Below are 19,388 nucleotides of genomic sequence, written 5' to 3' on the forward strand. Positions count from 1 at the left end.
TTGATTTTTGAAATAATCGTAGAGTAATCTTAAAGCTTCACCGATTTTAGGTCTGCCTCACTGTTTTCATTTCGATCTGGCAGGTCGAAAGCACCTAGTGCAAACACAATTGGATTATCATTAAAATTACCCAGAACTCCTATATCCACCACGGCATTTTCTAACCCTCCTGTCATATGATTTAAATGATGGGAGGGAATATTATCTATCTTTCCTTGTTGCCTAACCAGACCAGGATGAGCGGGCCCCACGTTTGAGGCTGATTTTTGTATTCCTTGAATATATGTAATAATAAAATTAATACTTGATTTAACTGGCCTGTATTAGCAAGATCTCTTGGGTTTTCTGTTACATGGATCGAAGGAAATTCAGCCTGGATCGTCCGGTTGATTTTATCCCAGCCACCACAGGCACTCACTATACATTCAGCGACAAAACTGTCATGGCAGGCAATCATGACTTCTACTGCCTCACCTAAAGTCAGGGAATTCCGTTGCTGAAAATGAGGGTACAAAACCCGGCTGTCTTCTGCAGGGTTAAAGTCAATATTTTCAACAATGGTTTCCCAGCCCAACAAGCCTTCTTCTACGTATTTCGCCACAGCAAACCCAACTGCAACTTTAGCTGCAGATGCCAGGGGAACAGTCAGATCACTGTTTAGTGAGCTCAGAAACCTTTCCTCCTTGGTCGAATAAGCTATGATACTTATTCTTCCGTTCTCTAGTTCTTGAATTATTTTCAGTGCCCTTTCCAATTTATCCCCCTCTATTCTTATCTATCAGGATCCAATACCATGCCTACCATTTCTTCTATCACTTTTACTACCGCTTCTGGGTCATCGATATGGATGGCATGGCCCGCGTGCTCAATAAAGTAATGTTTACTTCTTGTGGATAAGGCGGCAAGCTCTTTTTGGAAGCTGATCCAAACAGTCATGGACTCCGGAGTGTGATGATGTTGGCTGCCACCTGTCAAAACAATGAGTGGAGTGTTCCCAAGTTTAGTATCCCTTACCTGGTCCAGGCTAAGTTCGAATTCTTTTAATGTCGCCTCAACTGTAAACTGACCGAGATATTGCTTCTGTACTTCTTCTGAAAAGAGATGGACCATTTTTCTATTCTGTTCTTCATGTACAAAATTTATCAAAATGATGCCAGCTATTTCTTTCGGGTACATTCTTGCAAATAATCTAACGTTAACACCGCCGAATGAATGTCCGACCAATATGACCGGTTTGGTAATCCCTGCTTCCTGTAAGATTCTTCTTAAATTGGTGACACACTGCCCACTATGTTTCGGTAAGTTATTATTCCCGCTTCCTCCAACCCCGACCCTGTCATACAGAAAGATGTTACCAAGAAATGCCGCTTTCTTTTTGATAGATTGCCAGTTTTCCAAACTCCATCCATACCCTGATTCAAACACAATAGTTGGTTTTTCGTCACAACTCCATATGTACTCATAATATATTTCCGTTCCGTCGATCTCTATTTCTCCGGTGGTTAAGTCCATTATTTACAACCTTTCCGTATGCAGTTCTTAATCACCCTCTTTTTCCATTATCTTTCCTAAGATGGATTGGATAAATTCAGTTTTTCCTGAAGTATAAGAAGGTCGCTGGCTTTCTATTTTTGCCAGATTCCTTTTTAATTTTTCGTATTCATATGCAGCTTGTGGGTTTCCTCTCAAATAATTCCGAAAAGCTATATGCTTTGCAAGTTCACTACTTTGCTCATCGCAGACATAAAGATGGTGCTGCATCCACGAGGAGCCTTCTCTCGTCCACGGCACAGATTCATCTTTCCTTCCGAAAGCCTCTCTGCCTTCAAAGCTCCATTCTTTTTGATGGAAATAGCCAAGACGTTCAAGCGCAAAAACAACCTTAGGGAAAATCTCATACCCTTCTATTACAATATCGATATCTAAAATCGGTTTTGCTCCCAGGCCTGGGACAGCAGTGCTCCCCACATGTTCAATCGCAATGATGGAATCACCTAGCCTGTTTTTTATTACGCCTTTTATTGATTCAAATTCCACCCCCCAATTAGCATTGTATTCCCAAATGACGATCCCGGAATGTGCCATGCAGTACCCCCTTAAACCTATTCAAGCCGCATTTCTTTCTCAACAGAAACCATTCTTTGTATCGAATCAATGACAATATCCGGTCTATCAAGGTATATTGAATGCCCAGATCTACTGGCAAAAATTAAATGTCCTTTTGGGGATAGATTGGCCTGTTCTGTTATCAGCCCTTCCCATTTATCTTCAAACCTTCTCAATTCCCACTGAGGTATCTCCCCGCCTCTTTCAGAATCAATGGCATACTCCTTATCCCGACCAATGACGACTAATGGAATATCCGGGAAGACTCCTAACCTCTTGATGTATTCTGCATCTTCTTTCCAATGTTGAATTTCTGACGCCATAGCTTTATAAAGAAGTGGATTGTTGTCAAACTCTAGGAGCCTTTGCTGGATGGATTCAGGAAACTCCTTGTGTTTACCTTGAAGAGTCGGCATTAATATTTCATTTAATTCCGCTTTCGTTTTAAGTGCATATTGATGACATTTCTCTATCCATACTTCATCAGATTCTTTATTCATTACGGGTAAGTCCAACTCATCCAACAGTTTCAAATCGACCGATGTGGAATCAACCAATACCATCCCTTTTACAAGCTCCGGATACTTCTTAGCAAAATGCTGTGCACATAACCCACCATAAGAATGTCCTACTAAATAAAAGGAGCTTGTTATCTTATAGTAATTTATCAAACTGTATAGGTCCTGGACGGCTGCCGCAGTATTCCTCTTCTCTTCTTTAAGTTCACTTCGCCCAAGACCAGGTCGGTGATACATAATGACTTTGTATGTCTTACACAAAGTTTCAGTGATCTCATGCCATTCATCAAAAGAGCAGCCCATTCCCGTAAGGATAAAAATGACAGGTCCAGTATCACCCTTTTCAAGCACTTCAATTTTTTTATTAGGCTCTTTTCGTAAACTTTGTTGCTATTTAATACAAACTTTTAAAAATATCTACTTAATTAACCAGAAATAGCCTGATTAACAAGAAAGAAAAGAGCTAACTCACCTTTTCAGAGAAAAAAGCCCATGTCTCCAAGGGAAAAATCCGGCTTTTTGGATTTTTCCGAGAGCAACAATATATACGAAAACAGCGTTTTATTATTAATCAAAAGATTTTTATAGATATGATTCATCCCCTTACAAAGCCCTTAGGCTTCAGTCTACCAATTATTTCAAATATTCTTATTTTTATCAATGACTCTTCTACATTAAATTTCTTACAAACTTTTGACCTGTATATATTTTTTAACATTTAGTACATTTAGAATATTTTAACAAATAACAGCTCCTCATATCTTCCTGTTTTACTTTTCTATGAAGGTGATTTTCTTTCGTCTCACGAATATTTAGCGCTAAGAAATTTAAGGAGGGATATTCATATGAAAAAGAAAAAATTAGTTTCTGGTTTAGCAGCAGCATTACTATGTTCCAGTTTAGTAACACCCGGGTTGGCTTCCAATTCCCATAATGGAAATCTAACTAACGAAAATAGTCATTTATCGGTGTCGGGTTTTACGAGTCATGCGGAATTGACAAAGACCCTTAAGCAAATTGAAAAAAACAGCCAGGGACTTGTGAAAGTTGATGTCGTCGGCCAATCAAATAATGGACTGGACATTCACCAGGCGAGGGTGGGAACTGGAGATCGTGTTATCTTGATTGAAAGCGAGATTCACGGAAACGAGAAGACTGGAACAGAAGCTCTTGTAAAGGTCTTACAGTACTTGGGATCAAGCAATTCCCCTGAAGCTAAGAAGATTCGTGATGAAGTGACGCTTGTTGTCCTGCCGATGATGAATCCTGATGCGAGTGAGTTAAATCGCCGTGCGAACGACATGACATGGGATGAAGTGACGGCCAAATATCCCGTCCTTGCAAATGCTCAGCCATCTTGGAATTACTACACTAACACTATCCAGGATGTAGATTATAGTGAAAGACCCGGGTTTGACGTAAATCGTGATTTTAATCCGGATTTGGATTATAAATTGAATCCCGCAGACTTCCCGGGTGATTCAAACAAGCCCGGCTGGTACATCACCCCCGAGTCCCAGACAGTAAGGGATGTTTATAAGAATTTGAAAGAAGAGTTCGGCAACGTGGATACATTTATCGACATCCACCACCAAGGGCAATATTATGTGGAAGGAACGGATGACCTTGTCACGATGTCACTGTCCGGCCGGTTTGTCCCAGACCCATCTTCAGTGGAAGGAAGCAAGTACTCTCAATATGCTGATAACTACCGAGATGAATATTCAAGACAGCTGAATGTTGCAGCCTATAACGCCCTGCAATCAATGGGAAACTCACCTTTTGATAACATCACTTTATATCGGCAAAACCTTGATCTTCCAGGTACCGCCTTGGCCTCTTTCGCTTTAAACGGAAGCGGAGCCGTATTGTTTGAAGTAAGAGGGCAAACTTGGACTCTCGGCCAAAAGAAGAAAGGCCAGCTGGTTAAAGCAGTAGAGACGGGACTCAACGCCATCATTTCCGGTGTGGCAGATGGGACAGTTGAGAAATTAGATCCGGAAGCATATGGGGATATTCCTAAAACGTCTTATTCACCCGGACTGTAGAATAAAGAGGCAGGCTATTTCATAGAGCCTGCCTCGACTTTTATTTTAATCAGTTGCACGTTATAAAAGAAACACCAGATAAGGTTTAACTCAACTTTAAAATGTTTCTGTAAAAATAATTACAAAAATTGAACAGTACTTGTTGTTGTGGAACCTCTTTTCTTTGCAAACTTCAATGTTGCTACAATAAGAAAACTGACAATCACTAATAGGAGCCATGAACTCACCTTTCCCAGATGAACGAGACTCCAAGCCTCGGTTTGGTTTGGATATTCCCATGCTCCGAAGAATGTTGCAATATTTTCTGCTACCCATATAAAGAATCCTATGAGCACAAAAGAAAAAACGAGTGGCATATGGTAACGTCTTCCACCAACCTCATAGGCAACCCATGACCGCCAAAAGACAATGATAACCGCACCAGAAAGCCACCAACGCACATCAATCCAAAAATGATGAGTAAAGAAATTCAAATAAATCGCAGTCGTGAGCGGTACAACGACGGAAAAAGAAGGCCACTTCACCAGTTCTACCTTCAGCCTCCTCCACGCCTGGCAGAGATAACTCGCTACACTTGCATACATGAAGCCACTATATAAAGGGACTCCATAGAATTTGGAGTAACCTTCCTCAGGATAAGACCAAGATCCCATATGCACTTTGAAGAGTTCAAGCGCAAGCCCTATAAGATGAAACATGGTGATCACCTTTAGTTCATCCCGAGTTTCAAGCCCAGACCGTACCATCCACCACTGCATCAATAGGCAAATAATGAGGAGCCAGTCATAGCGAGGGAGTATAGGGAGCGGAATTATTTTGGTTAAGGCCAAAGCGATAAAAATAACGCAAGGAAACAGACAAGACAACGCTTGCTGCCACCCAAACCGGACTAATTGTCTGAGTGGTCTCATAATTTTGCCTCTCCAAAGCACACCCGAAATCAATTCTGGCTTATTGAACGTCTTCATCACTCTGGTACTCTAATATATCTCCAGGCTGACAGTCCAACGCCTTACAAATGGCCTCCAATGTTGAAAATCGTACGGCTTTTGCCTTTCCGTTTTTCAATATCGAAAGGTTCGCCATCGTGATTCCCACCTTCTCTGAAAGTTCTGTCACACTCATCTTCCTTTTTGCCAGCATCACATCAATGTTGATAATAATTGCCATGATATTCACCTCAGACCGTTAAATCATTTTCAGATTTTATTTCAATTGCCTCTTGTAACAGTTTCTGGAGAACAGCTGCAAATACTGCGATCACCATTGAAGCAAAGGGAACAAGAAATCCGACAAAGATGACACCGGGAGCGTCGTCAAATTCCGCAAAGAGGTAGAAAAGCGGAAAGACAAGCAAATGCAAAATGCTGATGGCGATTGCACAATATTTGATTTTCTTTAAAGCATCAACGGATCCTTGCGAGAACGCTTTATTTTTATCAATATAGCGTAATAGTTTGAAAGCCAAATACAAAGCAAAATAAAACGGAATTGCTGATGCATAGAAAATAATTGAAACGAGAAATTTTATATACTCAAAATCCGGAAGTACTTCTGCTGAGATATCCCCTAACACCGGCACTGCAAAGACGCACAAAGCCAGAACTGGAATTCCAAGAATAATAACAGCTATTTTTAAAAACAATGTTGTTACGATTTTCATAAAACCACCTCAGTTATGTTATTGTCAATTTGATTTTAATACATAATTTATTGTTTTTCAATAAATTATTGTTGTTATTTGATTTATATTTATTATTTTTCAACTTCCTAATCAAGGAAAACTCTTGAATGCATTTACTGAACCTTTCGCCAGTTCATTTGTGAAAATTTGCAGAGTAAAATAAAAAAGCTGAAGAACCCTAAACTGGATTCCTCAGCTTTTTTTACTAGTTACCAATTAATCTGATATCTGTCAGCGGATAAAAAACGACTTTTGCCGTTCCTACAATTTCTTCTATAGGAATTGCACCAATATGTCTGCTGTCTGTGCTGTCCCTCCGATTATCTCCCATCACAAATAAGTGGCCCTCTGGTACAGTTGCTTGCCCGACTGCAGTCTCTTCTAATGTTAATGATTTCGTTAAGTCTCCATGCAGCTTTTCCTTTTGTTCATCCAAGTATGATTCTTCAACAGGAACGCCATTCACATATAAAGTACCTTCTTTATATTCAATTCTATCTCCCGGCAAGCCAATAACACGCTTAATATAATCTTGCTGCTCATCCCTATGAAACACCACGATATCAAACCTGTCTATATCACCGATTTTAGAAACAATCACCCGTTCTCTGTCCTCTAACGCAGTATTCATTGAAGCTCCTTCGACCAAAACAGGTGTAAACAAAAACCCGCGAACGGCAACTGCAATTACCACCGCTACTGCCAAAGCTTTGAGCCACTCAAACACTTCCCTTTTCTTTTCAGCCACGAATTCTTCCCCCCTCATTAATTATCTGGTGCTATGTATGTAATCCCTCTTATAATAAGACGTTTCCTAGTTGGGTATGGGTTCAATTTAATTTTTTTGGCAGGATTTAAAAGCGGGAAAGCTGACTTTGGGTGTCCTTCTACCCTCTTAAAAACATTAATATTAAAGTGATGAAGATAGATTGTGCGCATGTTATCTTTATTTCATCTTTGACCAAGGTTTTTCCATAGGGACTCAACAGCCTCGCGATTAAAAAACTAAAAAACCATATGGAAAAAAACGTGATAATAAGTCCCATTTTGTCCCTCCTGAAGCTAGATTGAGTTTACCTTGTAATTACTAAGCTGATTAACACTTATACCTACTCTGACTAAGTTTCCTGTTTTATGAGAATTGATTATAGCATTCTTCTATAGTATCTTACTTACTAGACCCGCTCCAGGGAGAGCCAAGTCGGTTTGTCTTCTCAAGCAACTTTTAGCTTTTCCTTCAATATTTTCGAAACTATCTGTACAGTATCCTCTATAAACACATCGACCTCTTTGGAGTTAAGGTAAATAAAGTTATGATCATCAGGAATCGTACTGCTCTGATAAAATTTTGTAATATTTCTGATTTGCTTTAGTGTCTGACCATTTGGAAATATATCCAAATATTCAGGGAAGTCGGTTATGTATTGAAACTCCTCCCAGAAAATATTATCTTTACGATTTTTAAGATATAAAAAATCCAATCCGTACCAGTCCCGCTTCACAAGACGAGAATATTCAGGCGTATTCAATATTTCTTGATAGGCTTTTTCCTTCTTCTTCCTTTCCAGAAGTTTCAGCCATTCTTCATCCGTTACCAAATGAATGTAATACCCTAGATAATATGAAAATTCATCCGTAACACTTTCATTTTCATTCTGCAAATATTAATTGTAAAAAGATTCGGAACTGATTTTGCCTTCAACCTTGAAATGAGTAATTTCTTTTGGAGGCGTTGGCTTGCCATTTTCTCCAATTAGGCCGCAATCAGGACCAATATTACCTACTAAAAATGCCACTTTTGATACAGGAATATCTTTTTCCAATAATTCTTCTGTAATTCTAAAATGGGTAACCCATGTAGCCATTTGAGTTTTCTCCTTTTAAATTTATTTTCATTGTCAAATCCAACTCTGATAATCCAGTTTCATGAGAAAATGGCTTCCCTTATGAGGTGGGAAGCCATATAAATATTATGATGACTTTTCAAAACTAACACTCAATGGCTCTGTTAGTGACTTTAACTTTGGATTGATCACGAAGTAAATAGAAAAAAGCAAATAACCCGTTCCTGAGATACTTAAAAGGAATAATCCTGAAGTCAGCTCACCAATTACTCCACCGAGAAGGTATCCTAAAGGACTCAGTGATCCCAGCAGGGAAGAGATAAAGGCGAATCCTATACCAATATGATTCCTGGGAAGGTTAACCTGTATTAAGGTTTGAATATAGATACTTAAAACCCCTATGCCCATCCAAGATAAGGAAAAAAGCAAATAAGGTAATAACTGAATTTCCATGAAGGTGAATGCCAGCAGCCAGAACACTCCAGACCAGAGGGAAATAAGCGGCATAATCCGATTAAGCGGTATTTTTTCAACCTTGTTGGAAAGGATAGTACCGGCTAAAATTCCAATTGACATGGCGGTTAACCAGAAGCCATATTCAGCCGATGTATCTGAAATCACAGGCAGCATCGCCATTCCCATAGTTGCCATCAAATTCATGCCCATCACCCCGAACATAATACTTAACAGCTTATGTCGTGTTTTCACTACCATGAAACCCTCATTAAAGTCCTCTTTATATTGCCTGATAAAACTTAAAGTTGATGGTTTACCTTCCTTCTCTGATTTGGGCACGTTTAAAAATACAAGAAACATGATTCCAATCATTATCAATAAAATACTATTTGTCATGTAAATTACTCCAAGCCCAACAAATGCAATCAGAATTCCAGAGACTGCATCGCAGAGTATATCAAGCGTCTGGTAGGAAAATGAAAAAATTGAGTTCACCTTCGTAAGTCTTTCTTTCGGGGTGAGACGCTCAATTAATGCACTTTCAGTCGGGTATGTACTTTCTGATAAAGCAAGAGCTAAAAACATCATCATATATAACAAGGGCAGCCAAAGTAGGTTCGTATAGTATAATAGTGAGATGATACTTACTAACACTCCTTGCCCAAGCATGGCGACAAATAGAATGGTTTTCTTATAGAAACGATCGATAATCGGCCCATATAAGAATTGAATGGTTACCGGCAGAATGGCTATGGCACTTGTCAATCCAATCAGCAGTGGCGAGTCCGTTAATGATTTAACATACCAGATGGTCGCAATCATATAAAAACTATCTGCAAAATTTGTTAAGATTCTTCCTATTAATAAGATGATCAACTGTCTATTCACCATGTGTTCCTCCTTTTTTAGATAAATAACATAAGACCGTTATTTAATATTAAGGAGGTTTCCACACAAAAACAGCACTCTAATGATCGAAAGGGTTGAGGTAAATAATCTTAATCATCAGTTTTCTCCTTCCCTTACTTTATATGGTAATTATTTCATAAAAATTCTGAACCTTCAACTTATTATTTAAATATTAAGGGGTGAAACATACGTACTTTGCAGGGTATGAAACCCTTAAGCTACTTTCCCTTTCACTTATCCTTAGTAAGATCATCTTCTAATACCTTTTCAACATCTCCATTAGTCGCTTTTCTTCTTGGCCTTTCTTCCCCATTCGTCATTAAAGTAATACCAATCAAAGCTGCCAGCCCTATACAAATCACAGCTATAATAAATCCTCCTTCTGTAAGGATTACGGATACCAGGGCAGTAGTCAGCAATGTTAATGAAATAATGAGTGCTCCAAATAACCTGTCCACTATTCTCACTTCCTTTATTAAAAAATAATGATTACTTTGTGTCTTAAATGCTTATATATTATTAATAAAAGAATAAGGTATCACCCTAAAATCCGTGCTGGACCTCCTCTACTTGCATGCATGCCCAAAAGCTAACAGAAGCCGATTAAATCACTTCACTTCTTTCAGCCACTCTTCTGAGCCATCTGTTAAAATTACTCTAATTTCTTCGTTATTATTTTCACTCAGATGATACCAGGCACGTCTAATGCCATCTTGCAATCGAATGGATTCCACAGTAGTACCGCCGACGACGATTTCCTTATGCCTCGGTTGAGTCAGCGTGCCACACCATAAATATGGTTCGTCTTCGAGGTTTGCACTCCATTCATCCAATGGACAAACACCAGTCTTAGTCCACGCCCATTCACTATGAGACTTTGTAAAATAGGCAATGTTTATCTGCTCATTGCCTTCAAGAGTTTCAGAAGTGTACATAATAATATTATCCTCTTCCACAAACTCAACCATCTTGTACCTATCAACCTCTTCATTATTTTTTATCTCCTCATGGAAGACCTCAACCGCAGTATTGGAACTTTGACATCCTGCAAGGAAAAGTATAAAAATAAGAGTACCACTAATTATTTTCAAGGTTTGCATCTCCGTTCCTATTTGCCTACCTTATTTCTGATAACTCCCCAAAACTTCGTTATTCTACAACTTAAATTGAAGACCTAAAGATATACCAGCTATCAGCGATTGACTGTATACTATTTTCTCAAGGTGTAAGACAACTATTTAATGAAGCATTCCTCCATATAAATTCCGTTAATTAACCCCCTATTGAACACATCTTCCAGGCCTGAGGTACCACTAAACTTATAGGCTTTTTCAATGAAGAAATTATTGAACGCATACTCTAAATTCTACAAAGAAAAAAAGACTTCATTTCATTAGAATACTCTGCAGCGTTTGATCTATAGTTTTATAAGTAAATTTATATCCTTCACGTTCCAATCGCTCGGGAAGGACCCACCGGCTTTTCAAGACCAGTTCTGTTTCTGTCTTGATGATCGCGGAGCCTATCTCCAACATCCATTTTGGCGAAGGCAGACCAAACGGTACGCTCATTGCCTTTCTAAGCTGGGCCATTAATTCTTTATTGCTGACTGGGTTTGGTGCTGAGCAATTGAACACTCCGCTTAATTCCTTTTTATCTCTTAAGAAAAGGATGATTTGATAAAGATCCTCTATATGGATCCAGCTGAACATCTGATCTCCCGTTCCTTGGATCCCTCCAAGGCCAAACCTCACCAAGTTTTTATAGGGAGTCATGACACCGCCATCTTTACCTAACACTATAGCAATCCGTAAGGCCATCTGCCTCGTTCTTGGCAGTTTGAAGGAAAAGAAAGTTTCTTCCCACCTGGTTGCCACATCCACAGAAAAACCAGTGCCGATTTCTCCTTCATCTTCAGTCATAGGACGGTCTTCAGCGTGTCTATAGATTGTTGCAGTACTTGAATTCATCCAAGTCTGGGGTGGATTGCTGCAAGCGAGAACAGCCTCTCCCAACATTGTTGTTGTTCTAATCCTCGAGTTCATAATTTCCCTTTTATTTGTTTCATTGTATCGGCAATTTACGGATTTTCCTGCAAGGTTGATCAGCAGTTCAGCACCTTCCAAGGCATCTCTCATTGCTGTTTTATCGTCCCAAGAAACATGCTGCTTTTGCCTTGAGATTATCTTTACTTCGTATCCTGACTCTTTAAAATTCCTTTCAAGATATTCACCGATAAATCCTGTTCCGCCTGCTAAAACTACTTTTTTCATATAATCACTCCAATTCATCTAATGTACGAAAGTTGTTTATATTTAATTACATTAATTTCCGGGGAATACTGTCATTAAAAATTTTAACATAATTCTTTAAAAAAGGGTTTGCCATCCATTTTTGGGGTAAGTAATAGAAAGTTGTTCCGTTTCCAACCTAAATGTAATTACCATTTGAATTTTATTTGTACTTATTTAAGTGGTTTATTATAACAGGCCGGCGATATCAAAGTTTAAACAAATAATACTATTAGGCGCAGCTAATAAATCACCTTTGCAGATAACGTTCTGCTTCAATTTTGATCACTCATTCTGGTGCTAAATCCCTATTGTTAGTTGCCAGCCGGGTTGCTAAACTAAAAACAAGATAAGACAATTTTCGACATTAATTAAATAGTTAACAAGAAGGGAGCTACTATTAACATGGAGAGATTTATAGCCGAAGCGGAAAAGTGGAAAACCAATAATACTTTGCTGCAGGTAAGGTACTCTATACCAAAGGTAGGACCTAAAACCTTCTCTGGAAGAATTGTTAACCTGCAAATAGAACAAAATGATATCCTATTTTATGACGTCGATTCCAAGATGGTACATAATATAAGTCTCCAGGCCATTGACGAGATAATACCGTTTGCTGCAGCAGAAGTAGGTTGATTAAACAAACAGTTTTTAAGATGAACAAAAAGAAGCCATTTGATCAAATGGCTTCATCTATAACATTGTTTTATTTTCTCATTATTCCCACATAATTGCCCCTAAACATTATTCTCTTCTCCTAATACCACTTCATGAGCTCAATTTTTCTACCTGTCTTCTAAATACTAATATATTTCCCAGTGTACTATTTCTTTGGCGAACAGCTAAAGGAAAAACACAGCATTGCGGAAACAAAAAACAGAATTAAAAAAAGCACTTTATGATACCATCAACTCTGGCTTTCTTTAAAATGATGTCACGGAAGAATCCACTGATAATTTTCTCAAATAATCCCCTTTTAATGCGATAGCACTGCTATAGATCATTTTATTAACATTTGTTAATCAATAACATAATAAAGTATATAATACACCTCTTTTGAATTACTTATCAGCAGTTTCCTCAGGTTTCTCGTCGATTATCGGTACTAGCCTTTACGTGATAATCCATATGAGGTGAAAATCAATTAACGTTTATGCTTACCTCTACTTTTTGATAAGTTCCGGTCCATGTTATACCAAATATACTATTTCTATTATTTTGAAGTTGAATGGAATCCAAAAGCTTTTTTAAATCAGATGGCTCTTCAATTTTACAGCGAAAGTCCTTTAAATAGAAAAAACAGTCCTGAAACAACGTTCAGGACTGCCTTCTCTTGTTTTAGTATCTTACAGCATCGTGAGAGTTGATTCTGCCATGCTCGAAGTAAGTTCCTGTGCCGCTGATCGGGTCTGCTGTCTGTTCGATTGCTGCGCGGATTTGGGAATTGGTGCGTCCTTGGCTGGCTAATAGACCTGCCAATCCGGCAACATGGGGAGCAGCCATAGATGTTCCTGACATGTATGCGTAGCCGTTGTTTGGAACAGTTGCTGCAATACTCACACCCGGTGCGGTTACATCCACCCAGAAGCCGTAGTTAGAGAATGATGCTTTCTGGTCATATGAATCAACTGCACCGACCGCAATTGCATTTGCATAAGAGGCAGGTTCGAATGTCGTTGAAACGCCATCATTTCCTGCAGCTGCCACTACTACAGAACCTTTATTCCAAGCATAATCAACAGCATTTTTAAGAGTTGTAGTGTTGCAGTCACAGCCAAGCGATAGGTTAATAACTTCTGCTCCTGTATCTGCTGCATACTGGATACCGTCTGCAATGTCAGCGAGGGACCCGCTTCCGTTTGCATCAAGTACACGTACTGCAAGGATTTTTGTGTCAGGCGCCATACCTGCGATTCCTCTTCCGTTATTTGTTTCCGCTGCAGCTGTACCTGCAACATGCGTACCGTGCCCGTTCAAGTCCATTGGATAATAATCATTGTCGACAAAATCATATCCAAGGATGGTTTTGCCATCCAGATCAGGATGATTGTAATCTACGCCTGTATCAAGTACGGCAATTTCCTGACCGCTGCTTCCACGGGAATAATCCCACGCATAGTTGGTATACGTATTCTTAAGTCCGTATTGATAGCCTTGATAGTAAGTATCATTTGGAGTCCAAGTAGCCGAGAAGTTATAGTTGGGTTCAGCATATTCAACGTTTGGGTTTTTGCTTAGGGCTTTTACTACCGCTTCCACATTTCCTACTTTCAAAACTTTAAATTCTGATTTGACGCTGTCTGTATCCGGAATTTCAGTAGCACCAAGTTTTTTAAGTGCATTCCCTTTTTCAGCATCACTGACACTGTCCTTGAATTTTACAACTACTTCACCTTTTACATAGCTGCCTTTTTCAAAGCTTTTGTTGACTGCTGAAGATTTTGGAGCATTTTCTAGAGGGTTTGATTCCTTTGCTAGTGCACTTCCTCCGAAGCTGGGAAAGATGGCAAGAGATGCAGCAAGCGACAGGGCGGCAATTTTTTTAAGTTTCATCGATACATTCCTCCATGTATTCATTTTTTTGAACCGTGGCCGTACGATAAGCTTGAAACAGATTTTCCCCTCCTTTTAAAAGATAACAAGGATCATAGAATGTCTGCGCTGACAGTATGTAATGATCCTTGCTAATAGGATTCTAGCAGACTTTTAAAATAAACTGAATACATGAGAAATTCTGAAAACAAGCGATCTAAAGGGGTAAATTGAGTTGATTTGCAAAAAGGATTATCTAACCATGAAATATTTCCATTGTGCGTGTTGAATTCCTTAATTAAGAGTAGTAAAAAGGTCGGTGATTTTCTCAAGAGGAATATTAAAATTTTTTCTCTGACATGGGGTGTTTAACATGAATTTAGGTTTTTTCCAAGAGAGGTAACACTCTAAATCACATTAAATATGTCTAGATCGCTCCTTCAAGGACGCGTACAACCCAAAATCCTGATGAAGTGTCTTGAGAGCCTTCTTCAAGGACATATAACACTCGAAACTCAGTCAAAATTGTCTTGAGCTTCCTTTCAAAAACATGCATCAAATGAAATTACGATAAATGTATCCTGTGGTCTTTCTCCAGCGAAGGTACAGCACACAACAAAAAACCCTTAACACCATTTTAGGCGTTAAGGGTCGGTTTTGGTGTATTAATACATTTGCAGGTACTGCTCGCGCTCCCAAGGGTGAACTTGCGTACGGAACATATCCCACTCGATTTCTTTAGCTTCAATGAAGTGTTCGAAGATATGGCCTCCAAGAGCTTTTATCATTACTTCGTCTTTCTTAAGGGCTTCAAGAGCATTGAACAATGTTGCCGGAAGATCTTCGATTCCTTCTTCTTCACGTTCTTGTTTGTTCATAACATAGATGTTGCGGTCAACCGGCTTAGGTGCTTTCATTTCGTTCTTGATGCCGTCAAGCCCTGCCGCAAGCAATACAGCCATTGCTAGATAAGGGTTTGCCGCCGGGTCCACACTTCGGACCTCTACACGGGTGCTCATGCCGCGGGATGCCGGAATACGGATTAATGGGCTGCGGTTCTGTGCTGACCATGCAACATAGCAAGGCGCCTCATAACCTGGGACCAAACGCTTGTAAGAGTTTACAGTTGGGTTCGTGATTGCTGTGAAACCAGTGGCATGCTTGATTGTTCCAGCAAGGAACTGGCGTGCTGTTTCACTTAATTGAAGCTCTCCGTTTTCATCGAAGAACGAATTCTTGCCGTCTTTGAATAGTGACATGTTGCAGTGCATACCAGAACCGTTTACACCGAACAGCGGCTTAGGCATGAATGTTGCATGTAGTCCGTGTTTACGGGCGATTGTCTTAACAACCAGCTTGAATGTTTGGATATCATCACAAGCTTTAAGTGCCGATGCATATTTAAAGTCGATTTCGTGCTGTCCAGGCGCAACCTCATGGTGTGATGCTTCGATTTCAAAGCCCATTTCCTCAAGTTCAAGCACGATATCTCTACGGCAGTTTTCACCAAGATCCGTAGGAGCCAAGTCAAAGTAACCGCCGTTATCATTCAATTCCAAGGTAGGCTGGCCTTCTACATCAAGCTTGAAGAGGAAGAATTCCGGTTCAGGCCCAAGATTGAAATCAGTGAATCCAAGCTCTTCCATCTCTTTAAGAACTCGTTTCAAATTGTTTCGTGGATCTCCTTCGAATGGAGTGCCATCCGGATTATAGATATCACAGATTAAACGGGCAACTTTACCCTTTTCAGCTGTCCAAGGGAATACAACCCAAGTATCATAGTCAGGATATAGTTTCATATCTGATTCTTCAATTCTTACAAAACCTTCGATTGAAGAACCGTCAAACATCATTTCATTATCTAAAGCTTTCCCTAACTGACTTACCGGGATTTCAACGTTCTTGATTGTTCCCAGGATATCAGTGAATTGTAAACGAATAAATTTTACATTTTCCTTGTCAGCCATTTCCAAAATGTCTTCACGAGTAAACTTTGCCATCTTAACTAATTCCTCCTCAAGATTATCAAATTATTTAATTTTAATGAAAGAAGCGTGATAGATCTCCTTGACGCAAAGAAGATTTGTTGAAACGTCCTGCATGAAGCAGTTCATTTCTCAATATCTTTCTCAACTCCTCGTCGGTAAGATCCGGTTTTACTTTTACTTCTTGCTGCTTGTTTGCTTTAATATCTTGTTGTTCTTCCTGTACAGCAAATATTTTTTTGATACCTGCCATGTTGATCCCTTGATCCAATAAATCCTTAATTTCCAGTAATTTATCGATATCATTCAAGGAGAAGAGCCTGCGCTTCCCTTCCGTTCGAGCGGGGAAGATCAATTCATTCTCTTCATAGTAGCGAACCTGGCGAGCAGTCAAATCAGTCAGCTGCATCACGATACCCATTGGGAACAGTGGCATGCTCCTTCTAATTTCACTTCCACTCATCCCGATCCACCTCCTTCTTGCTTACCTGATATCATTATATTCTATGTAAGGAATAATGTCAAAGGAATGTAAGAAAAACTAACACGATTTTTCAATAAAAAAGGACAGCTCTATTTAAGCTATCCTTTTACACCCTTATTATCCTTTTTATATAGTGACTAAACCTTTTTCCATCAATTTATTAATACTCGTTAAAATGGCGATCTTCACGTGGGAATACGTCAATCCACCTTGAACATAAGCTGTATACGGAGGACGAATCGGACCATCAGCAGAAAGTTCAATACTCGCTCCCTGAATGAAGGTTCCTGCTGCCATGATGACATCATCTTCATATCCCGGCATATAATTCGGATGTGGCGTGAAATGGGAATTGACAGGAGAAGCAAATTGAATTGCCTGACAGAAGGCCACCATTTTATCTCTGTCGTCAAATTGCACAGATTGAATTAAATCCGTTCTTTCGGCATTCCATGCGGGATTTGTGTTCATACCCAAACTTTCCAGCACTGCAGCTGTAAAAACCGCCCCTTTTAATGCTTGTGCCACTACATGCGGCGCTGCAAAAAACCCTTGATACATTTCCTGCAGTGAATAAAGTGAAGCGCCTGCTTCTGCTCCAATGCCGGGGGATGTCATCCGATAAGAGCACGCTTCCACCAAATCTTTTTTTCCAGCGATATAGCCTCCCGTTTTCGCCAGGCCGCCTCCTGGATTTTTAATCAGTGAGCCGGCAATAAGGTCCGCTCCCACATGGCAAGGCTCTTTTTCTTCAACAAACTCACCGTAGCAATTATCAACAAAGACCACGACATCCGGTTTGATTTCCTTTACGAAGTCAATCATTTCCTTGATCTGGTCAACAGTGAATGACGGGCGGTTCGCATATCCTTTAGAGCGCTGGATGCCGATCATCTTTGTATTAGGCTTAATGGACTTTGCCACGATATCGAAGTCAACAGAACCATCCTCTTTTAGGGGGATGGACTGGTAACCGATGCCGAACTCTTTTAAAGAACCTGTACCCTCCCCGCGAATTCCGACGATCTCTTCAAGGGTGTCATAGGGCTTTCCTGTGATATATAACAATTCATCCCCAGGACGCAGCACCCCGAATAGCGAGATAGAAATAGCGTGTGTTCCTGAAATAATCTGCGGACGAACAAGGGCCGCTTCCCCGCCAAAAACATCTGCATAGATTTGTTCCAGCGTATCCCTGCCGATGTCATCATAACCGTAACCTGTAGTAGGGATGAAATGTGAATCGCTGACACGATGTTTTTGAAAGGAAGATAACACCCTGAACTGATTGGCCTCTGCCCGTCGATCAATCTTTTGATGAATTCCTGCAATCTTATCTTCAGTCTTTTCTGCTAAAGACTGCAGTTCTTTGCCATAAGTTAAATATTGATACATGTGTTTCTCCTTCTGTAGTGCTGTTTACATTGCGGCTTATCTGAATGAACAGCTTTTTACTTTTGATATTTCTTGATGCTTCCCGTTACTGGGTGGTCGGTTAATGAATAGCCCTTCGCCTCGTAGGTGTGGGTTTCTTCATTAAATTCGAGCTTCCTTAAAATGGTTTCATTTTTGAGCTGTGACAAAAGCTTTCCTTCATTTGAAGGTAAATGGACATGGTAGGCTTCCATCTGCTCTATGACCAGTTCCTCGATTTTATCTTTCAACACTGTTCGATCTTCTTCATTCAACGCACTGATGATGATTTTTTCATTACTGCTGTCCGGGACAAAATCCGGATGCATTTCATCTCGCTTATTATAGATGGTCAGCTGCGGAATATGGTCCATTTTTAATTCTTCTAAAAGAGATTGGACAGTTTTCTCATGATTATTGTAGTCCGGATTGGAACTATCTACGACGTGTAAAAGGAGATCTGCTTCTTTCACTTCCTCTAATGTGGATCTGAAGGCCGCAACCAACGCTGTAGGCAGGTCCTGAATAAACCCGACCGTATCCGTGACCAGAGCCGAGTATCCGCTCGGAAGGATCAGCTTCCTTGTTAATGGATCGAGGGTCGCGAATAATTGATTCTCTTCGTAGGATTCCGCGATGGATATCCGGTTGAAGAGAGTCGATTTTCCTGCATTGGTATACCCCATCAGGGCAAGCTGGAATGTTTTGTTCTTCTTTCTTCTTTCCCTGTAACGCTCCCGGTGATCTACAACAACTTGAAGTGATTTTTTAATATCATCAATTCTACGACGGATATGTCGTCGGTCACTCTCAAGCTTTGTTTCACCCGGACCTCTTGTACCAATTCCCCCTCCAAGACGGGAAAGAGATGCTCCTTGCCCTATCAGGCGCGGCAGCAAGTATTGCAGCTGTGCAAGTTCCACCTGCAGCTTTCCTTCTCTGGAGCGGGCTCTCTGAGCGAAGATGTCCAATATTAATTGGGTGCGGTCAATGACCCTCGCTTCTAACTGCTCTGAAAGGTTGCGAATCTGGCTTGGTGACAACTCATCGTTAAAAATGACAAGGTCAGGCTCAAACTGTTCTTCAAGGGCAACCAGTTCCTCGACTTTCCCTTTTCC

General features: G+C 40.0%; 22 protein-coding genes. 2 read left to right on the forward strand and 20 right to left on the reverse strand.

Annotated elements, in window-relative coordinates; all coding sequences use genetic code 11:
* Window positions 1–29 precede the first annotated feature (29 nt).
* Genes BSG1_RS21570 through BSG1_RS10225 form a run of 5 tightly spaced genes read right to left on the reverse strand, consistent with a single transcriptional unit; the run spans window position 30 to window position 2,975 of the window.
* Window positions 30–152 (reverse strand): hypothetical protein, encoded by a 123-nt coding sequence (locus BSG1_RS21570; RefSeq protein WP_269479317.1) that lies wholly within the window; start codon window positions 150–152, stop codon window positions 30–32.
* 53 nt (window positions 153–205) lie between these two features.
* Entirely contained in the window at window positions 206–754 is a 549-nt protein-coding gene (locus tag BSG1_RS10210; protein ID WP_006836945.1) for a serine hydrolase, read from the reverse strand.
* A gap of 17 nt (window positions 755–771) precedes the next feature.
* Window positions 772–1,512: an alpha/beta fold hydrolase gene (locus tag BSG1_RS10215; protein ID WP_006836946.1), complete on the reverse strand. Its 741-nt coding sequence runs from the start codon at window positions 1,510–1,512 to the stop codon at window positions 772–774.
* Window positions 1,513–1,539: 27 nt separating this feature from the next.
* Window positions 1,540–2,085 (reverse strand): GrpB family protein, encoded by a 546-nt coding sequence (locus BSG1_RS10220; protein ID WP_006836947.1) that lies wholly within the window; start codon window positions 2,083–2,085, stop codon window positions 1,540–1,542.
* Window positions 2,086–2,102: 17 nt separating this feature from the next.
* Window positions 2,103–2,975 (reverse strand): alpha/beta fold hydrolase, encoded by an 873-nt coding sequence (locus tag BSG1_RS10225; RefSeq protein ID WP_006836948.1) that lies wholly within the window; start codon window positions 2,973–2,975, stop codon window positions 2,103–2,105.
* A 494-nt stretch (window positions 2,976–3,469) separates the two neighbouring features.
* On the opposite strand from BSG1_RS10225, the gene BSG1_RS10230 reads away from it, so the two are divergent.
* On the forward strand, window positions 3,470–4,672 hold the full coding sequence (locus tag BSG1_RS10230) for a M14 family zinc carboxypeptidase (RefSeq protein WP_044022717.1): 1,203 nt from the start codon (window positions 3,470–3,472) through the stop codon (window positions 4,670–4,672).
* A gap of 119 nt (window positions 4,673–4,791) precedes the next feature.
* On the opposite strand, the gene BSG1_RS10235 is transcribed toward BSG1_RS10230, so the two are convergent.
* From BSG1_RS10235 to BSG1_RS10280, 10 genes are all read right to left on the reverse strand, one after another.
* Complete coding sequence (locus BSG1_RS10235) at window positions 4,792–5,583, reverse strand: DUF817 domain-containing protein (RefSeq protein ID WP_044022724.1); 792 nt, start codon at window positions 5,581–5,583, stop codon at window positions 4,792–4,794.
* Between the two features lie 40 nt (window positions 5,584–5,623).
* Window positions 5,624–5,842 carry a helix-turn-helix domain-containing protein gene (locus BSG1_RS10240; RefSeq protein WP_006836953.1) on the reverse strand — a complete coding sequence of 73 codons (219 nt, stop codon included), beginning with the start codon at window positions 5,840–5,842 and terminating at the stop codon, window positions 5,624–5,626.
* Window positions 5,843–5,852: 10 nt separating this feature from the next.
* Window positions 5,853–6,335 carry a DUF2975 domain-containing protein gene (locus BSG1_RS10245; protein ID WP_006836954.1) on the reverse strand — a complete coding sequence of 161 codons (483 nt, stop codon included), beginning with the start codon at window positions 6,333–6,335 and terminating at the stop codon, window positions 5,853–5,855.
* 226 nt (window positions 6,336–6,561) lie between these two features.
* Complete coding sequence (gene lepB / locus BSG1_RS10250) at window positions 6,562–7,122, reverse strand: signal peptidase I (protein WP_006836955.1); 561 nt, start codon at window positions 7,120–7,122, stop codon at window positions 6,562–6,564.
* A 448-nt stretch (window positions 7,123–7,570) separates the two neighbouring features.
* On the reverse strand, window positions 7,571–7,954 hold the full coding sequence (locus tag BSG1_RS10255) for a hypothetical protein (RefSeq protein ID WP_156791458.1): 384 nt from the start codon (window positions 7,952–7,954) through the stop codon (window positions 7,571–7,573).
* A gap of 66 nt (window positions 7,955–8,020) precedes the next feature.
* The gene (locus BSG1_RS10260; RefSeq protein ID WP_006836957.1) at window positions 8,021–8,221 is read right to left on the reverse strand and encodes a hypothetical protein; all 201 of its coding nucleotides are present in this window, start codon (window positions 8,219–8,221) and stop codon (window positions 8,021–8,023) included.
* A gap of 105 nt (window positions 8,222–8,326) precedes the next feature.
* Window positions 8,327–9,547, reverse strand: a complete 1,221-nt coding sequence (locus BSG1_RS10265) for an MFS transporter (RefSeq protein ID WP_006836958.1) — start codon at window positions 9,545–9,547, stop codon at window positions 8,327–8,329.
* A 248-nt stretch (window positions 9,548–9,795) separates the two neighbouring features.
* Window positions 9,796–10,023, reverse strand: coding sequence for a hypothetical protein (locus BSG1_RS10270; RefSeq protein WP_006836959.1), 228 nt, complete (start codon window positions 10,021–10,023; stop codon window positions 9,796–9,798).
* 150 nt (window positions 10,024–10,173) lie between these two features.
* The gene (locus BSG1_RS10275) at window positions 10,174–10,665 is read right to left on the reverse strand and encodes a hypothetical protein (protein ID WP_006836960.1); all 492 of its coding nucleotides are present in this window, start codon (window positions 10,663–10,665) and stop codon (window positions 10,174–10,176) included.
* 285 nt (window positions 10,666–10,950) lie between these two features.
* The gene (locus tag BSG1_RS10280; RefSeq protein ID WP_044022719.1) at window positions 10,951–11,838 is read right to left on the reverse strand and encodes a TIGR01777 family oxidoreductase; all 888 of its coding nucleotides are present in this window, start codon (window positions 11,836–11,838) and stop codon (window positions 10,951–10,953) included.
* Window positions 11,839–12,261: 423 nt separating this feature from the next.
* On the opposite strand from BSG1_RS10280, the gene BSG1_RS10285 reads away from it, so the two are divergent.
* Window positions 12,262–12,492, forward strand: coding sequence for a hypothetical protein (locus tag BSG1_RS10285; RefSeq protein ID WP_006836962.1), 231 nt, complete (start codon window positions 12,262–12,264; stop codon window positions 12,490–12,492).
* 702 nt (window positions 12,493–13,194) lie between these two features.
* Here the strand turns inward: BSG1_RS10285 and BSG1_RS10290 are convergent.
* The 5 genes from BSG1_RS10290 to hflX form a co-directional block, all read right to left on the reverse strand.
* A complete protein-coding gene (locus BSG1_RS10290) occupies window positions 13,195–14,409 on the reverse strand; it encodes a S8 family peptidase (protein ID WP_044022720.1) in 1,215 nt (404 codons plus the stop codon).
* 644 nt (window positions 14,410–15,053) lie between these two features.
* On the reverse strand, window positions 15,054–16,388 hold the full coding sequence (glnA, locus tag BSG1_RS10295) for a type I glutamate--ammonia ligase (RefSeq protein ID WP_006836965.1): 1,335 nt from the start codon (window positions 16,386–16,388) through the stop codon (window positions 15,054–15,056).
* Between the two features lie 40 nt (window positions 16,389–16,428).
* Window positions 16,429–16,836 carry a MerR family transcriptional regulator gene (locus BSG1_RS10300; protein ID WP_006836966.1) on the reverse strand — a complete coding sequence of 136 codons (408 nt, stop codon included), beginning with the start codon at window positions 16,834–16,836 and terminating at the stop codon, window positions 16,429–16,431.
* A 147-nt stretch (window positions 16,837–16,983) separates the two neighbouring features.
* Window positions 16,984–18,252 (reverse strand): methionine gamma-lyase family protein, encoded by a 1,269-nt coding sequence (locus BSG1_RS10305; RefSeq protein WP_006836967.1) that lies wholly within the window; start codon window positions 18,250–18,252, stop codon window positions 16,984–16,986.
* Between the two features lie 56 nt (window positions 18,253–18,308).
* Window positions 18,309–19,388, reverse strand: a 1,080-nt coding sequence (hflX, locus tag BSG1_RS10310) for a GTPase HflX (protein ID WP_006836968.1), incomplete at its 5' end; no start/stop codon positions are given.

The sequence above is a fragment of the Bacillus sp. SG-1 genome, assembly GCF_000181495.1.
GTDB lineage: Bacteria > Bacillota > Bacilli > Bacillales > Bacillaceae_B > Rossellomorea.

Bases quoted from the DNA above. Each gene is read 5' to 3' on its own strand.
- BSG1_RS10215 (WP_006836946.1), bottom strand. From the start codon at position 1,512: ATGGACTTAACCACCGGAGAAATAGAGATCGACGGAACGGAAATATAT.
- BSG1_RS10220 (WP_006836947.1), bottom strand. From the start codon at position 2,085: ATGGCACATTCCGGGATCGTCATTTGGGAATACAATGCTAATTGGGGG.
- BSG1_RS10230 (WP_044022717.1), top strand. From the start codon at position 3,470: ATGAAAAAGAAAAAATTAGTTTCTGGTTTAGCAGCAGCATTACTATGT.
- BSG1_RS10235 (WP_044022724.1), bottom strand. From the start codon at position 5,583: ATGAGACCACTCAGACAATTAGTCCGGTTTGGGTGGCAGCAAGCGTTG.
- BSG1_RS10240 (WP_006836953.1), bottom strand. From the start codon at position 5,842: ATGGCAATTATTATCAACATTGATGTGATGCTGGCAAAAAGGAAGATG.
- BSG1_RS10245 (WP_006836954.1), bottom strand. From the start codon at position 6,335: ATGAAAATCGTAACAACATTGTTTTTAAAAATAGCTGTTATTATTCTT.
- lepB (WP_006836955.1), bottom strand. From the start codon at position 7,122: ATGAGGGGGGAAGAATTCGTGGCTGAAAAGAAAAGGGAAGTGTTTGAG.
- BSG1_RS10260 (WP_006836957.1), bottom strand. From the start codon at position 8,221: ATGGCTACATGGGTTACCCATTTTAGAATTACAGAAGAATTATTGGAA.
- BSG1_RS10265 (WP_006836958.1), bottom strand. From the start codon at position 9,547: ATGGTGAATAGACAGTTGATCATCTTATTAATAGGAAGAATCTTAACA.
- BSG1_RS10275 (WP_006836960.1), bottom strand. From the start codon at position 10,665: ATGCAAACCTTGAAAATAATTAGTGGTACTCTTATTTTTATACTTTTC.
- BSG1_RS10280 (WP_044022719.1), bottom strand. From the start codon at position 11,838: ATGAAAAAAGTAGTTTTAGCAGGCGGAACAGGATTTATCGGTGAATAT.
- BSG1_RS10285 (WP_006836962.1), top strand. From the start codon at position 12,262: ATGGAGAGATTTATAGCCGAAGCGGAAAAGTGGAAAACCAATAATACT.
- BSG1_RS10290 (WP_044022720.1), bottom strand. From the start codon at position 14,409: ATGAAACTTAAAAAAATTGCCGCCCTGTCGCTTGCTGCATCTCTTGCC.
- glnA (WP_006836965.1), bottom strand. From the start codon at position 16,388: ATGGCAAAGTTTACTCGTGAAGACATTTTGGAAATGGCTGACAAGGAA.
- BSG1_RS10300 (WP_006836966.1), bottom strand. From the start codon at position 16,836: ATGAGTGGAAGTGAAATTAGAAGGAGCATGCCACTGTTCCCAATGGGT.
- BSG1_RS10305 (WP_006836967.1), bottom strand. From the start codon at position 18,252: ATGTATCAATATTTAACTTATGGCAAAGAACTGCAGTCTTTAGCAGAA.